This is a genomic window from Peribacillus sp. 05N428 (assembly GCF_056397085.1).
This window is the reverse complement of record NZ_JBFTMS010000006.1, coordinates 151,743-167,247: the sequence shown is the minus strand read 5'-3', so window position 1 is coordinate 167,247 and position 15,505 is coordinate 151,743. Positions and strand designations below refer to the sequence as shown.

Below are 15,505 nucleotides of genomic sequence, written 5' to 3'. Positions count from 1 at the left end.
AATGCAAGTGGGCAGTATCTTATTTGAACTGCACCCCCATAAATACCAAATTATTTGAAAATCTGCCTTGATCCAGAGAACTGGACTGGGACGGAGGGATGAAACTTCTGATGAAACAAAGGGATTGACTAAAAAGCTAAGTGCTGTTTATTGATCGAATTGTGGCTTTTCATGCCATTTTTCGTAGCGAAACAGATACTTTTTTAGTCAGTCCTTTTTTTGCGCATGAATGTATAGACACCAGTTTTAGCTGATGTTTTCATCTCCTCCATTAAAAGGAGGAAACGTAATGAAATTGTCCGGAGATTTTTTGAAGATGAAACAAAATCAAGAGAAGATTGTGATGCTCACGGCTTATGATTACCCGTCAGCAAAGTTAGCCGAACAATCAGGTGTAGACATGATTTTAGTCGGTGATTCTTTAGGAATGGTCGTATTAGGGTATGACTCAACGATTCCAGTTACGGTGAATGACATGATCCATCATACAAAGGCAGTAAAACGCGGGGCGCCAAATACATTTGTCGTGACGGATATGCCCTTTATGAGTTATCACCTATCTATGGATGAAACACTGAAGAATGCAGCCCGGATCATGCAGGAAGGTCATGCGGACGCCGTGAAGCTCGAGGGAGCGGATGATGTTGTTGAAAAAATCTCAGCATTGACAAAGGCAGGCATCCCGGTTGTAGCCCATCTTGGATTGACTCCTCAATCCGTCGGCGTTCTGGGCGGATATAAAGTGCAAGGAAAAGATGCAGAAAGTGCAGCACAGCTCTTGGAAGATGCGAGAAAGTGTGAAGCGGCAGGGGCGATGCTAGTAGTTTTTGAATGTGTTCCATATCAAGTGGGGGAACTCGTCACACGGAACCTCGAAATTCCAACCATTGGAATTGGAGCAGGCGCAGAAACGGATGGTCAAGTCCTCGTTTACCATGATGTCATCAAGTATGGAGTAGACCGGCTAGCGAAATTCGTAAAAGTTTATGGAGATGCAAATGAACTGATTGGCCAATCGATTACAAGCTTTGTGAATGAAGTGAAATCTAAAGATTTTCCGTCGGAAGAACATACATTCACGATGAAGGAAGAGCAGCTTTCTGAACTTTACGGAGGAAAAAGATGAAAACTTTTACATCAGCAGCTGATTTGCAATTGGCACTTAGAGAGGAAAAAAACAATCACAAAAGCATTGGCTATGTAGCGACAATGGGGTTTTTGCATGAAGGGCATGCAACCCTCCTGGAAAAGGCCCGCAAAGAAAATGATATTGTGGTATTGAGTATTTTTGTAAATCCGATGCAGTTTGGACCGAATGAGGATTTTGAAACATATCCACGGGATTTGGAACGGGATGAAAATGTCGCTGCCAATGGGGGAGTGGATTACCTCTTCTATCCAACAGTCCATGAAATGTACGGTGAAGAACCATCTGTGAAAGTTGTTGTCCAAAGCAGGACGGATGTTTTATGCGGGAGACAAAGGCCTGGACACTTTGATGGTGTAGCGACAGTCTTAACGAAATTCTTCAATATCATCCTTCCCGATAGAGCTTACTTTGGTAAGAAGGATGCCCAGCAAGTCGCCGTGATAGATGGCCTGATCAAAGACTTCAATTTCCCTATCCAGCTTGTTGCTGTAGATACCGTACGCGAGGAAGATGGGTTAGCGAAGAGCTCGCGAAATGTGAACCTGTCAGATCAAGAACGCATGGAGGCTAAAGAGCTGTACCAAAGTTTATTGAAGGCCAAAGAGGCGGTTGAATCAGGTGAAAGAAATGCAGCTACCGTCACGGCTCTAATTAGTGAACATATTACTGCCCAAACAAGTGGAGTGATCGACTATATTGAAGTCTATCAATACCCAGAACTTAAACCACTTGAATCACTGGCAGGAAACATCATCATTGCAATGGCTGTAAAGTTCAAGCATGCAAGACTAATTGATAATATCACCTTATATATAGAATAAATCATAAGATCAGGGGGAATTGAGATGTTTCGAACGATGATGAATGGAAAAATCCACCGTGCACGGGTAACTGAAGCTAATTTGAATTATGTTGGCAGCATTACGATTGATGAAGATATAATAGATGCGGTGGGCATTTTGCCTAATGAAAAAGTCGCCATCGTGAATAATAATAATGGTGCAAGGCTTGAAACGTATGTGATTGCGGGTGAACGGGGTAGCGGTGTCGTATGTTTGAATGGAGCGGCAGCAAGACTGGTGCAGCCGGATGATATCGTGATAATCATTTCTTATGTGATGGTTTCTGAGGAAAAACTGGGAGATCACAAACCAAAAGTTGCGATCATGGATGAAAACAATAAAATCATTGATTTAATTTCAAACGAACCTGCAGCTACAATCATGTAAGCGGAGGGCCGGCACATGTGCATGAAACATGCATACAGGTGCCGGCCCTTTTCGTCTGTTGATGAACGGCTTGTTTCCTTTATTACGATTATTATGGTATAAAAAAGATAAGAGAATTCCATCAGGAAGTGGAGAAAGTGAAGTTTGAGGTGTACAATTCATGATGCAACGATATGTAGTGGTTGATTTGGAAACAACAGGGAATTCTCCGAAAAAAGGAGATAGAATTATTCAATTTGCTGGAGTGGTCATCGAAAATGACCAAATTGTGGATGAATACTCGACATTCATCCACCCTGGACAGGAAATTTCCTTGTTTATTGAAGAATTGACCGGAATAAGCAACGAGACGGTAAAAAATGCACCTGACTTTGAAGATGTTGCAGAAAATATTGCCAGGCTTATAGAAGGGGCTTGTTTTGTTGCCCATAATGTTTTATTTGATTTATCTTTTTTACAGGAAGAACTAGTGCGATGCGGGTTTGAGCCGTTTTATGGTTCCACCCTTGATACAGTGGAGTTAGCGAAAATATTAAAACCAACATCCGATGGATATAAGCTTCACCAGCTGGCTAAAGAAGAAAACCTAGATCATTCCAGGCCCCATCAAGCGGATAGTGATGCATATGCCACCGCTTTATTGTTGTTGGAATTGAAAAAAAAGCTGATGAATCTTCCAGTCATGACACTAAAACAGTTGTATCGGTTATCTTATTCTTTACAAAGTGAGGTTTCCGAATTAATAGATGCTTGCATTGCAAGCAAACTTGCTAAAGCAGAAGTCCATTCACCTGATCTAATTACTTATAGGGGTCTTGCCTTTAAAAAGGCCGAACATGAAGGTGATCATAAAGACACGGGGGCGAAATTCCCGCTCGACAATGAGGAAAAAATAGCCATGCTTCAAAATGCATTCCCAGCATTCGAAGCAAGAAGCGGACAACTTGATATGATGAACCTGATCCACAATTCTTTCGAAACCAGCCAGGATGCAATCATTGAAGCTGGAACAGGTATTGGAAAATCCATAGGTTATCTGCTTCCGGCCGTTTATTTTGCAAAAAAACATCAAAAACCTGTCGTCGTTTCGACGTATACGCTTCAGCTGCAGGACCAACTTCTTCAAAACGAGGTTCCTAAGCTTAAAAAAATCCTTCCTTTTACCTTTCAAGCTGTTTTACTGAAGGGGAGAAGCAATTATTTGAGCTTGGCAAAGTTCGAAAGGGCTTTGCGTGAAAAGGAAGATAATTATGAAACGGCCTTAACGAAAATGCAGATATTGGTTTGGCTTACTGAAACCGTAACAGGTGATAAAGATGAATTGAACCTTACAAGCGGCGGTCAGCTATTTTGGAATAGGCTTCAAAGTGATGGTCTTACATACGCCGGTTTAAAACAGCCCTGGCTTGAACTGGATTTTTTTGAACGGGCAAAAAAAATAGCTGCCAAGGCGGATATCATCATTACTAACCATTCATTTTTAATGACGGATCTGCTTACAGAAGACGCATTGATCCCCAAAAAAGGGTATTTGGTTCTCGATGAAGCACACCATTTGGAACAGGCTGCATCCAAACAGCTTGGGAGCAGGCTTAATTACATTTCGGTGAAGACGATTTTGAACAGACTGGGGACATCTGATCAAAAGCAATTATTATATAAATTGGACAGGATGCTCTTAAATAACGGACTGACGGATGGAAAGTCTTCACATGAATTAGATCAAAAGCTTAGTGATTTTTCGTATGAATTCGAACAGCTTTTTTATTACCTTTCCAATCAGGCGGAAAAACTTTCACGTTCTGTGAGCCCAAAACGGCTTTCATTCAAAATAAATGATGGAAGATGGGGTAAAGCGATTCTTGTCGCTGAGCGGTTGGTGGATTTATTAGGATATATCATCAAGGGGTTAGAGAAAAGATTGGCCCTTTTATTGAATAATGAGTCCCCATTAGGAAAAAATTCATTATTTCACTTGAATGATATCGAGGTGCTGCTTGGACATTTACAGGATACCAGGGACTCTTTGCATGAGTTTTTCATCAAGCCCCACGAAGAAAATATTTATTGGCTTGATTATACGAATGCAGCACCTCAGCATGGGGTGACTTTGACGGTTCAGCCGATTGCAGGCAGTAAACGGCTATGGGATTCCTATTTCGGGCGTCAAAAAAGTGTGGTCATGACATCGGCAACCCTTGTGGTGAAGGATTCTTTTAAGTATTTTAAGGAACAACTCGGATTAGAGAATGAGCCGATCCAGACAGCAAGTTTTCCATCACCCTTTCCTTATAAGGAACTCGTAAAGGTACTGGTTCCAAATGATCTGCCAGATATCAATTGTTTATCAGTGGAGGAATTCTCCGAAACCGCGGCAAACCATATTATTGCTGCCGCTCAGGCAGCGAAAGGGAGAATGATGGTATTATTCACCTCGCATGAAATGCTGCGGGCGACCTATCATTCGGTCAAAGATTGTGGTGTTCTGGATGAGTTCACCCTGTTTGCACAAGGGATTTCTGGCGGAAGCCGGATGAGGCTGCTCAGGAATTTCCAAAACTTCGAGAAAGCGGTCCTGTTTGGGACAACCAGCCTATGGGAGGGCGTCGATATCCCAGGCGAGGATTTATCTTGTTTAATCATTGTCAGGCTGCCTTTTTCGCCACCGGATGAACCTGTGACAGCTGCAAAATGCCAACTTCTCGAGAAGCAGGGGCGCAATCCATTCTCTGAGTATTCATTACCCGAAGCCCTATTAAGGTTCCGACAAGGTTTCGGCAGGCTTATACGCACTCCAGAAGATAAAGGGATTTTGGTTATACTTGATCGCCGCATCATTACTGCCAAATACGGAACTGAATTTCAAAAGGCCATTCCGAAAGTGGACTGGCACCAAGGCTCTATATCAGAAATGGCTGAAATGATAGAAGAGTGGATTTAAAGGATCTTGATTATTCATTAATCCAGGAATTTTTATGAATTTATAAAGAAAAATAACCTTTGAACTGGTATAATGTGATAGGTGGTAAAGCCTTCAAATCCTATTCATACCAGTGGTTGTTGACAATTTATTAAAATGGAGGGGCGTTTTCATGGAAAGTAAAATCGAAGTAATTTCAACAGTCAGGTTGCAACATTCTCCTGATCTGTATAAAATTGTGGATTCCTTGAACCGAACATTGAAAAAAGATGACTTGATGTTCGGTCTGGCATTGGATTCCCAAGATCAAGAAAAAGCGATATTTACAATTTATCGTACATAGAAAGAAGGAAAAGCAGCTTTGAAAAAATGGTTGATTATTGCTTCCATCCTAGTCCTTTGTTTTATCGGATTTGTCAGCGGGGCATATATTAAAGCGTTGCAGCCTAAAAAAGTGGCTGGTAATGAGGCTTTTAAAAAGGCAAAGGAAGAGGGCGGCCTTGTGACCATGGAAGAATTCTACCTTTATAATGGGCAGGATTCATACTCCGTCATCATTGGTGAAGGTGAAAAGGGGACTAAGAAAATAGTCTGGCTTCCTGAGGACAAGAAGAAAGAAATAGTAGTGGAAAACTATAAAGATGGTAAATCAAAAAAAGAGATCATGAACATTGTCAAAGAAAAGCTTAATCCCCAAAAAATCATTTCGGTTAAGCTAGGCATGGAAAAGAACGTCCCGCTTTGGGAAGTAACGTATCTTGATGAATCCGAGCGCTTTAACTATGACTATTATGATTTTAAAACTGGGGAATGGCTAAAGTATTATCGAAGCATTTAGAATGGAGGATTAATTTAAAATGAAATTAGCGAACCGTGTTCAGTCATTAACGCCATCAACAACATTGGCCATTACGGCAAAAGCAAAGGAACTTAAGGCCCAAGGTTTAGATATAATTGGTTTGGGTGCTGGTGAACCAGACTATAATACGCCCAAACATATCATAGATGCAGCACTTCTTTCCATGAATGAAGGTCAAACTAAATACACGCCATCCGCTGGTCTGCCGAAGCTAAAAGAAGCAATTGCGGCTAAATTGAAGCGTGATCAGGGCTTGGATTACAAACCGTCTGAAATTGCAGTTGGCTCAGGTGCCAAGCACTCGCTGTACACATTGTTTCAAGCGATCCTGGATGAAGAAGATGAAGTCATTGTTCCGATACCATATTGGGTGAGCTATCCTGAGCAAATCAAGCTTGCAGACGGTAAGCCGGTTTATATAGTCGGTACGGAAGAAAATCAATATAAAATCACGAAAGAACAATTAGAACAAGCAATTACCGAAAAAACGAAAGCGGTTATCATCAACTCTCCAAGCAATCCAACGGGCATGCTTTATTCCAGGGAAGAATTGGCGGCTATCGGGGAAGTTTGCCTGGCTCATGATATCTTGATCGTTTCCGACGAAATTTACGAAAAATTGGTTTATGGAAAGGCTAAACATACATCCATTGCAGAGATTTCACCTGAACTGAAAAAGCAAACGATCATCATCAATGGTGTTTCTAAATCGCATTCGATGACTGGCTGGAGAATAGGTTATGCAGCCGGTGATGAGTCCATCATTAAAGCAATGGCGAACCTTGCTAGCCATAGCACATCCAACCCAACCACAACCGCTCAATATGGTGCGATTGCGGCTTATGAAGGTACACAAGAGCCTGTTGAGGAAATGCGTCAAGCATTTGAAGGCCGTTTGAATAAAATCTATGATAAATTGGTTGAAATTCCAGGCGTAAGCTGCATTAAACCACAAGGGGCATTTTATTTATTCCCGAACGTTAAACGTGCAGTTGAATTAACAGGGTACAGCAATGTCGAAGATTTTACGACTGCGTTGCTTGAAGAAGCTCAAGTGGCTGTTATTCCAGGTTCAGGGTTTGGTGCACCTGATAACATCAGACTCTCTTATGCAACTTCACTGGAGCTGCTGGAAGCAGCCGTTGAAAGAATACATTCATTCGTTAATTCAAAAATGGCCTAATTTATTAAAAACCTGCAGACTGGGTCTGCAGGTTTTTTTTAGTTGGATTATATTTCGAAACGGGAAGAAGACGGGACAGTGCATTTTAGCTCACTTCACTATTGTAAAGGAAAAGGTGGGCTGCCGGATTTTTCAGTTACATTCAGTCTATTCATAGGCACAGATCATTCATATATGCAAAACAAACATGTGAAAAAATCATATATGATTTTTAATGAAAATCGATTGCAATCATATATGATTTCATATATGATGAAAATATGGAAGAGAAAAACAAAAACCCCAGCAAAAAGCAAATAGCTTATGAGCACCTTCGTAAATTAATTTTGAATGGAACATATGGTTCTGGACAGCGGATCATTATCGATCAAACGGCAAAAGAACTTAGTTTAAGTCCAATTCCTGTCAGGGAAGCGATCAGGCAACTGGAATCTGACGGCCTTATTCAATATAAGCCTTATAGTGGAGCGGTGGTTACAAGCATAAATGAGAGCGAATACATTGAAACTCTTTCTGTCTTATCTTTGCTTGAAGGATATGCTGCTGCCCTCAGTTCTTTGACCATGAATGATCATGATTTTGAAAATCTAATTAATTTAAACAAAGAAATGGAAAAAGCCCTCCATAACTTTGAATTAGAGCTGTTTGGTAAATTAAACGAATGTTTCCATGCGGAAATTTATGAAAAGTGCGGAAATTCCTTTTTATTGGAGGAAATTAAACAGGCACAACAAAGAATGAATAGAGTCAGAAAGTCCATGTTCACCATGGTGCCGCAACGCGCAGTCCAATCGATTCGCGAACATGAAAGCATCATAAAGCTCCTAAAGGAAAAAGCATCTTTTGAAGAAATTGAATCATTGGTGAGAAAGCACAAACTGAATGCGATAAGCACTTTCAAGCAGAGGGCGGAAACGAATCAAGATCAGGCACTTTGATGACCCAGGCTTTGTTTTATTATAGTCGATTGATTATTGATAAAAGCAAAGCCGATTTTTTCACTTAGATTATTCGGAATATTCAAATAATGAAAAGGTGGTAGAAAAAATGTACGAGGAAATCAAAAGTCGTTTAAGAGGATCCATCGCACCCGTTGTCACTCCCTTTGATGACAAGATGGATGTTGATGTAAAGGCCATTGAAAATCTAGTAAACTGGCATATTGAAAGCGGTTCCCATGGAATTTCGGTATGCGGGACTACAGGAGAGCCGAGTTCACTAACGATTGAGGAACGGGAATTAGTGATGGAAACGGCAATTAAAGCAGCAAAAGCCCGTGTTCCAGTTGCACCAGGTACCGGATCTGCCAATCAGAAAGAAACATTGCATTTGACAAAAAGGGCACAGGAAATGGGCGCGGATGCTGCTTTAGTCATCGTTCCTTATTACAATAAACCGAATCAACAGGCACTTTATAATCATTTTAAAACGGTAGCCGATGCTGTTGATATCCCGCTGATCGTTTATAACATTCCCGGAAGAACGGCGACGAATTTAGAAGTGAAGACATTGGCACGTCTTGCTGAAGATTGTGAAAATATTATTGGTGTAAAAGAATCTAATAAAGATTTCGAACATGTGAACCGTGTCTTGTTGAATTGCGGAAGGGATTTTCTCTTATATTCTGGCATTGAATTATTATGCTATCCAATGTTGGCTATTGGAGGGGCAGGACATATAAGTGCTACTGCTAATATCACTCCTAAAGAAGTAGCGGACATTTATAATCTTTGGGTGGAGGGTGATGTAGATAAGGCGCTTGACCTCCATTACAAATTAATGCCATTGAACGATGTTTTGTTTAAAGAAACCAATCCAGGACCATTAAAAGCTGCGATGGGGATGATGGGGAAAATCAATCCCGCATTAAGGCCGCCTATGGGACCACCTTCGGAACCATTGGAAAAAGAACTGCGTGAAACCCTTCAATCATACGGGTTGATTGACCAAAAAATCCAGTCATAATGGCTAGTTGGGAAGATTGCACAAATCCAAACGGTTATTGTCATCTTCCCGAATTAATTTTAAAGGAGGATTTATCATGCAAACTTTTCCCGTGCAGGATGTGAAGCATTACATCAATGGTCAATTTGTCGAGGGTATCTCAGGAAAAACATTTGAAAATCTAAGCCCTTTTAATAATCAAGCAATCAATAATGTGGCAGAAGGCTTTAAAGAGGATATTGATCAAGCGGTCGCCGCCGCAAGAGCTGCATTCGATAATGGCCCATGGAGAACGATGAAAGTGGAAGAAAGATTGAAGTACATGAATAGGATTGCTGATCTAATTGAAGAAAATGCCGAAGAAATCTCCTTTTTGGAATCACTGGATACAGGGTTGCCGATTAGCCAGACAAAAAAACAAGCGGCAAGGGGAGCGGAGAATTTCCGTTTTTATTCTGAAATGGTGAAAAGCAGGCTAATAGGAGAGTCATATCAAGTGGATGACACTTTCATCAATTATACGATTCATAAACCGATAGGAGTGGCAGGATTAATCACTCCTTGGAATGCCCCTTTCATGTTAGAAACCTGGAAGATCGCCCCGGCCCTGGCTACAGGAAATACATGTGTCCTTAAACCGGCGGAGTGGTCTCCATTGACTGCCAATAAATTGGCTCAAATCATTGATCAATCCGGTCTGCCAAAAGGCGTATTCAATATCGTTCACGGTTTTGGGGAGACAGCGGGGGCTTCCTTGGTTGCCCATCCTGAAGTCCAATTGATATCCTTTACCGGAGAAACGACAACCGGTGCCGAAATCATTAAAAATGGTGCAGATACGATGAAACGTTTTTCCATGGAACTCGGCGGTAAATCACCAGCAGTCATTTTTGAAGATGCCGATTTAGAAAAGGCCCTGGATTCAGTGGTATGGGGAATCTATTCATTCAATGGGGAGCGCTGCACAGCCAATTCCAGATTATTTGTCCATGAATCGATAATAGACCAGTTCGTGGCAGAATTGAAGGAACGTGTTCATAATATCAAAATTGGAAACCCAATGGATCCAGACACGGAAATCGGACCCCTGATCCATCGTAACCATTTTAATAATGTCTCCCGATATCTGGATATAGCAAAAGATGAAGGGGCGGAAATTGTAAGCGGTGCCATCCCAAGTGCATTCAAGGAAGGGAATTATATTGCCCCGACGCTTCTTTTGAACTGTACAAATGATATGACGGTCGCCCAAGAAGAGATTTTTGGACCAGTCATGGCAGTCATTCCTTTCAAGACTGAAGAGGAAGTACTGAGAATGGCTAATGATGTAAAGTATGGGCTGGCTGCTTATGTATGGACCAATGATATGAAACGTGGACATAGATTTGCTCAAGCTGTCGATAGTGGGATGGTCTGGGTGAATTCCCAAAACGTTAGGGATTTGCGGATTCCATTTGGAGGATCGAAATATAGTGGGGTAGGACGTGAAGGCGGCCATTATAGCTTTGAATTCTATACGGAAACACAAGTTATCCACGTGGCAATTGGAGAACATCACATTCCAAAATTTGGCGACGTAAAACAAAATGCCGTTTCTTCTGCTGAAAAATAAACCGGGTTTCAATAAAGAAGGGGAGAATACTATGAATTTTTCTATTATTCGTGTTGCGAGAACGATACTTAATGTAACAGATTTAGATAAATCAAGAGCCTTTTATGTGGATGCTTTAGGTTTTATTGAAACGGAAAGAACGAATGACCACATATATTTACGTGGTTTAGAGGAAGCGCATCATCATTCGCTTATCTTGCAAAAGGCAGAAAAGCCAAGCGTTGAAGCAATAGGATACAAGGTTGAAAAAGAGGAAGACCTTGAAGGGTTGGAATCTTTCTTCCTGTCCAAGGGAATGAAAATGAAGTGGATGCAGGAAGGAACACAGCATGCACTAGGCAAGTCACTGCGAGTTCAGGATATTTCAGGATTGCCAGTGGAGTTTTTTCACAAAATGGATAAAGCCGAGAGATTGCTGCAACGATATGATATGCATAGGGGTTCGAGGGTCCAAAGAATCGATCATGTGAATTGTTGTGTGCCAAATGTGCAAAAAGCCTCTGACTTTTATATGAATGAATTAGGTTTTGCCTGCTCGGAAGATACAGTGGATGAGTCGGGCAAATTATGGGCAACGTGGCTACATAGAAAGCAAACGGTCCATGACCAGGCATTCATGAACGGTATCGGTCCAAGACTTCATCATGTAGGCTTCTTTCTGCCTGACCCCCTTGCACTTATCCATGCCTGTGATGTACTGGCATCTCTTGGATATGCGAAGTCGATCGAACGCGGCCCAGGGAGGCATGGCCTATCCAATGCATTCTTCCTATATTTAAGAGATCCGGACGGTCACAGGATCGAATTATACAATGGGGATTACTTAACATCTGACCCGGATACCGAACCGATTCATTGGGATTTGAATGATCCAAGACGCCAGACATTTTGGGGAGCCCAAGCTCCGGATTCATGGTTTGATGAGGCATCTTCTGTACTTGATATAATATCAGGAGAAGAAGTTCCTCTTAAAGAACCGATCCTGGCAAAAAGTAAGCCTGAATTCATCATCTAAAAAGAAGCGGGATTTAGGATGAACTATGGAAAATTCAGGCGAAACATGCATGAACTCTCATAGTCTTTTCAATAGGGCGCCAGTGCAAATGGTGAAAAGTTGAAGGAAGCCTGCTGGATAAGGAATAGCCCATCAAATAATGGACGGATCATTTCAAGGGAGTTGGCACTTACATTTCAATGATTCTCTTCACTTGAAAGGAAAGAGGATTCATATCAAATGGAAAAGTGAATGTATCAAGAAGTCGAAACAGATGAAGGATAGGCGAGCCAAGACTATTGTGAAAGTGCAAGCCTTTTAAAAGATATGGTCTGGGACAGGGCAGCAGTGGGAGCTTACTGCTGCCCTATTTGTAAGTTTCATCGGTTTCACAAAAGGAGTACGGAAAGCTTAGGGAATTGGCTTCAGACCCTCTTTGGGAAGATGAGGTTGTAGGTGTTCTGGGATGGAGGGGGATGTGCCGTTGAAGAATGCGGCTGACATCGGAGGAATACTCCCAGGACCGTCCTTGGAAAAAATAAATATCAGAAGAGGTGTGAAGAGATGGTTCGGCTGGAAAAAAAACTTGAAGAATCGGAACAAACTGATCTAGTGGATTATGAAAAAATTGTTGCCTCAAAAGAGTTTCAGAATATGCTTTCCGACAAAAAGAAGTTCGTCATCCCTTTTATGATTTTCTTTATGGGATATTCCTTGCTTTTGCCCTTCTTAGTTTTTTACACAGATATCCTGGATCACCCTTTCATTGGGGACATAACATGGGCGTGGGTGTACGGTGTCTCCATTACGGTTATGTCTGTATGGGTTTGCAGCATATATGTAAGTAAATCTGAAAGAATCGATGAACAAATAAAAGAAATCATCGAGAAAGAAGGGCTTTGATTCATGAATTGGACAGTTATCATTCTCTTTGCGCTAATGTCGATAGGTACGCTTTTCATCACGTATTTCGCTTCCAAAAAAACTAAAACGGCAGGCTCCTTTTATACGGCTGGGGGCGGGTTGACCGCTAGGCAAAATGGACTTGCATTGGCCGGGGATTTTATGTCGGCTTCCACGTTTTTAGGGTTGATAGGGGCATTTTCCTTAACGGGATATGATGGATTTTTCCTGATGTATGGAGCACTTGTTTCATTTCTTGTCGTGTTATTCCTAGTGGCTGAGCCATTAAGGAACTTAGGGAAATACACATTGGCTGATATGGTTACTACAAGGTTTAAATATAAACAGGTCCGGGGAGTGACCGCTTTTAATACCCTGGTGATATCAGTCATGTACATGCTGGGGCAACTTGTTGCTGCAGGTGCTTTATTTAAATTGCTTTTGGACATCCCGTATAATATCTCTGTCATCATCGTAGGTATTGTAATGTTGGTATTTGTTCTATTTGGGGGGATGACGGCGACAAGCTGGGTGCAGATCATTAAAGCCATCCTGCTGATAGGCGGAGTGTTTATATTATTCATGATCGTCATGTGGAAGTTGAATTTTAGTTTCATCGGAATTTTCACGGATATGAAAACAGCGACACCCATGGGTTCAGATTACCTGAAGGCAGGAATTAAGTATGCCAGTGGGTGGGATGCAGCATCCTTGTCACTGGGCCTGATTCTGGGAACGGCAGGTCTGCCTCACATTTTAATACGTTTTTTGACTGTCCCGAATGCACGAGTGGCAAGAAAGTCGGTTGTTTGGGTGATGTGGATTATGGGTGCATTTCATATCATGGTCATTTTTCTCGGATTCGGTGCTGCGAAGTTGGTCGGAACATCGAATATCATGGCCGCTAATCCAGCAGGTAACATGGCTGCACCTTTATTGGCCCAACTTGTGGGCGGGGACATCTTATTCGCATTTATTGCGGCCGTTTCCTTCGCAACGATACTCGCAGTAGTTGCGGGAATCGTTTTAACAGGTGCTACGGCATTTTCACATGATTTTTATAATGAAATATTAAAAGATGGAAAAGCGACGGAAAAACAGCAAATGACGATGGCTAGATGGGCTTCCATTGGTGTGACTGCACTTGCGATTGTTTTATCATTAGGTCTGCAGGAATTCAATGTAGCGTTTCTGGCATCTATCGCCTTTACATTGGCCGCCAGTTCGAATTTGCCAGTAATCCTTCTAACGATCTATTGGAAAAAATTCAATAAAACTGGAGCGATAGTCGGTATGATGACAGGTCTTTTTGGTACACTTTTGCTCGTGGCCCTCAGTCCAAATGTCTGGAACCCGGTCCCCGGAGCAACCATAATGACAGGTGAACCAATTTTCCCTTTGAATTCACCAGGAATCGTTTCCATTCCGCTTGGATTCATCGCCTGCTATTTAGGTGCCTTGATCGGTAATCGCAGGACCGGTCCGAAAACGGTTGCAAAAGACAATTATAATGAAATCCTGGTAAAGTCCAATACCGGTCATGATGTTAAGGGTGTTTTGCGACATTGAATGATGTAAAGGCATGCCTATTAATAAAGCGCAGGTCAACGCACTTGTGAATGGATTTGAAAAAGCAGCCATCTCCTGATGGGTTGCTTTTTTCTTTTCAAAATACCAAAGATTGAGGTACAGGTGCACTAATATTCAAGGGTAACTGGGCATTCATTCAGAAAATGTTTCTAGGAATTTGACGGCGCCTTTGGAAAGATAGCGTTCTTCAAGCCAAATAAGGGCGGCTTCCGATTGTACTTCACAATCTATCAATTCGACTATTTTTATCCCCTGGGTTGAAAACGATTTGGACGTGGTACGTGGCATGATGGTAGCGCCTACTCCTTCCTTCACTAGAGATAAGATCATTGCAGCATCAGGACATTCACATACAATCGTAGGGTCAAATCCATGTCTTAAGCATTCATCCACTATAAGTTCGTAAGTGCCTTGACCGCTAATCCTATGCAGCAATAAGAGGGGATATTCCTTAATTTGTTTGAATTCGATCGAGTCTGGGATATCCCAATCTTTTGGGGTGACAAGCACAAAATCTTCCGGCGGAAGGTTAATCGATGAGAATTGCTTACCGTTAATAGGAAGCCTTACAATGGCCAACTCGATTTCCCTGTTTATTAAGCCTTCTGTCAAACGGAACGTATCACCTTCCATTAATTTGAAACGTATGTCAGGGTATTTAACTCTAAAGGTTCTCATCCTTTGCGGAATGTAAGAAAAGCAAGTTTTTACTGACCCTATGGAAAGAGTGCCCTTTACCCCTTTACTGACTTCCTTCACTTCCAGTAGTGATTCTTCGAACTGGTTTAATAGAGCTTCAGCTTTTTTATAAAGGACCTTTCCAGTTTCAGTGAGTTCAAGTTTCTTTCCATTCCGATCGAAAAGTTTTTCACCGATTTCCATTTCCATTAATTTAAGTTGCTGGCTAAGAGGCGGTTGAGCCATATGTAATTTTTTTGCGGCTTTGGTTACTTGCTCTTCCTGAACGATCGTCACAAAATATTTTAACTGCCGGATGTCCATTATATACACCTCATACATATGATTAACATATACATATTGAATTTTTTAAGTATTATATATATATCATAACACATGGTATATTTTGTTATAGGAATTAATTCAATATTTGGAATTTATTT

Annotated in this window: 14 protein-coding genes; 13 read left to right on the top strand and 1 reads right to left on the bottom strand. The window is 41.5% G+C overall.

Features of this window, described 5'->3' with window-relative positions:
* The first annotated feature begins 289 nt into the window (after positions 1 to 289).
* From panB to AC1DIV_RS08360, 13 genes are all read left to right on the top strand, one after another.
* The gene (gene panB / locus AC1DIV_RS08420) at positions 290 to 1,126 is read left to right on the top strand and encodes a 3-methyl-2-oxobutanoate hydroxymethyltransferase (protein WP_053535578.1); all 837 of its coding nucleotides are present in this window, start codon (positions 290 to 292) and stop codon (positions 1,124 to 1,126) included.
* On the top strand, positions 1,123 to 1,971 hold the full coding sequence (gene panC / locus AC1DIV_RS08415; RefSeq protein ID WP_057276302.1) for a pantoate--beta-alanine ligase: 849 nt from the start codon (positions 1,123 to 1,125) through the stop codon (positions 1,969 to 1,971). The genes panB and panC overlap by 4 nt, the downstream gene beginning before the upstream one ends.
* Before the next feature lie 24 nt (positions 1,972 to 1,995).
* Complete coding sequence (panD, locus tag AC1DIV_RS08410; RefSeq protein WP_048681619.1) at positions 1,996 to 2,379, top strand: aspartate 1-decarboxylase; 384 nt, start codon at positions 1,996 to 1,998, stop codon at positions 2,377 to 2,379.
* Positions 2,380 to 2,539: 160 nt separating this feature from the next.
* Positions 2,540 to 5,320, top strand: coding sequence for an ATP-dependent DNA helicase DinG (gene dinG, locus AC1DIV_RS08405; protein ID WP_252266997.1), 2,781 nt, complete (start codon positions 2,540 to 2,542; stop codon positions 5,318 to 5,320).
* Positions 5,321 to 5,471: 151 nt separating this feature from the next.
* Positions 5,472 to 5,642, top strand: a complete 171-nt coding sequence (locus AC1DIV_RS08400) for a YpmA family protein (protein ID WP_065310840.1) — start codon at positions 5,472 to 5,474, stop codon at positions 5,640 to 5,642.
* Positions 5,643 to 5,660: 18 nt separating this feature from the next.
* Positions 5,661 to 6,137, top strand: a complete 477-nt coding sequence (locus AC1DIV_RS08395; protein ID WP_340876826.1) for a cell wall elongation regulator TseB-like domain-containing protein — start codon at positions 5,661 to 5,663, stop codon at positions 6,135 to 6,137.
* A 19-nt stretch (positions 6,138 to 6,156) separates the two neighbouring features.
* The gene (locus tag AC1DIV_RS08390) at positions 6,157 to 7,341 is read left to right on the top strand and encodes a pyridoxal phosphate-dependent aminotransferase (protein WP_340876825.1); all 1,185 of its coding nucleotides are present in this window, start codon (positions 6,157 to 6,159) and stop codon (positions 7,339 to 7,341) included.
* 260 nt (positions 7,342 to 7,601) lie between these two features.
* Entirely contained in the window at positions 7,602 to 8,279 is a 678-nt protein-coding gene (locus tag AC1DIV_RS08385; protein WP_048681607.1) for a GntR family transcriptional regulator, read from the top strand.
* A 109-nt stretch (positions 8,280 to 8,388) separates the two neighbouring features.
* Positions 8,389 to 9,306, top strand: coding sequence for a 2,4-dihydroxyhept-2-ene-1,7-dioic acid aldolase (gene hpaI / locus AC1DIV_RS08380; protein WP_340876824.1), 918 nt, complete (start codon positions 8,389 to 8,391; stop codon positions 9,304 to 9,306).
* A 76-nt stretch (positions 9,307 to 9,382) separates the two neighbouring features.
* On the top strand, positions 9,383 to 10,897 hold the full coding sequence (gene hpaE, locus AC1DIV_RS08375; RefSeq protein WP_289350358.1) for a 5-carboxymethyl-2-hydroxymuconate semialdehyde dehydrogenase: 1,515 nt from the start codon (positions 9,383 to 9,385) through the stop codon (positions 10,895 to 10,897).
* Positions 10,898 to 10,928: 31 nt separating this feature from the next.
* A complete protein-coding gene (gene hpaD / locus AC1DIV_RS08370) occupies positions 10,929 to 11,912 on the top strand; it encodes a 3,4-dihydroxyphenylacetate 2,3-dioxygenase (protein ID WP_323597733.1) in 984 nt (327 codons plus the stop codon).
* Between the two features lie 543 nt (positions 11,913 to 12,455).
* Positions 12,456 to 12,794, top strand: coding sequence for a DUF485 domain-containing protein (locus AC1DIV_RS08365; RefSeq protein WP_340876823.1), 339 nt, complete (start codon positions 12,456 to 12,458; stop codon positions 12,792 to 12,794).
* Between the two features lie 3 nt (positions 12,795 to 12,797).
* On the top strand, positions 12,798 to 14,363 hold the full coding sequence (locus AC1DIV_RS08360) for a solute symporter family protein (RefSeq protein WP_340876822.1): 1,566 nt from the start codon (positions 12,798 to 12,800) through the stop codon (positions 14,361 to 14,363).
* A 153-nt stretch (positions 14,364 to 14,516) separates the two neighbouring features.
* Here the strand turns inward: AC1DIV_RS08360 and AC1DIV_RS08355 are convergent, their stop codons facing one another.
* The gene (locus AC1DIV_RS08355; RefSeq protein ID WP_251540779.1) at positions 14,517 to 15,386 is read right to left on the bottom strand and encodes a LysR family transcriptional regulator; all 870 of its coding nucleotides are present in this window, start codon (positions 15,384 to 15,386) and stop codon (positions 14,517 to 14,519) included.
* Positions 15,387 to 15,505: the final 119 nt, after the last annotated feature.

Excerpts from the sequence above, each read along its gene's own strand:
- AC1DIV_RS08385 (WP_048681607.1), top strand. The coding sequence starts at position 7,602 with ATGGAAGAGAAAAACAAAAACCCCAGCAAAAAGCAAATAGCTTATGAG.
- panD (WP_048681619.1), top strand. The coding sequence starts at position 1,996 with ATGTTTCGAACGATGATGAATGGAAAAATCCACCGTGCACGGGTAACT.
- AC1DIV_RS08390 (WP_340876825.1), top strand. The coding sequence starts at position 6,157 with ATGAAATTAGCGAACCGTGTTCAGTCATTAACGCCATCAACAACATTG.
- panB (WP_053535578.1), top strand. The coding sequence starts at position 290 with ATGAAATTGTCCGGAGATTTTTTGAAGATGAAACAAAATCAAGAGAAG.
- AC1DIV_RS08365 (WP_340876823.1), top strand. The coding sequence starts at position 12,456 with ATGGTTCGGCTGGAAAAAAAACTTGAAGAATCGGAACAAACTGATCTA.
- AC1DIV_RS08400 (WP_065310840.1), top strand. The coding sequence starts at position 5,472 with ATGGAAAGTAAAATCGAAGTAATTTCAACAGTCAGGTTGCAACATTCT.
- AC1DIV_RS08360 (WP_340876822.1), top strand. The coding sequence starts at position 12,798 with ATGAATTGGACAGTTATCATTCTCTTTGCGCTAATGTCGATAGGTACG.
- AC1DIV_RS08355 (WP_251540779.1), bottom strand. The coding sequence starts at position 15,386 with ATGGACATCCGGCAGTTAAAATATTTTGTGACGATCGTTCAGGAAGAG.
- hpaD (WP_323597733.1), top strand. The coding sequence starts at position 10,929 with ATGAATTTTTCTATTATTCGTGTTGCGAGAACGATACTTAATGTAACA.
- panC (WP_057276302.1), top strand. The coding sequence starts at position 1,123 with ATGAAAACTTTTACATCAGCAGCTGATTTGCAATTGGCACTTAGAGAG.
- dinG (WP_252266997.1), top strand. The coding sequence starts at position 2,540 with ATGATGCAACGATATGTAGTGGTTGATTTGGAAACAACAGGGAATTCT.
- hpaE (WP_289350358.1), top strand. The coding sequence starts at position 9,383 with ATGCAAACTTTTCCCGTGCAGGATGTGAAGCATTACATCAATGGTCAA.
- hpaI (WP_340876824.1), top strand. The coding sequence starts at position 8,389 with ATGTACGAGGAAATCAAAAGTCGTTTAAGAGGATCCATCGCACCCGTT.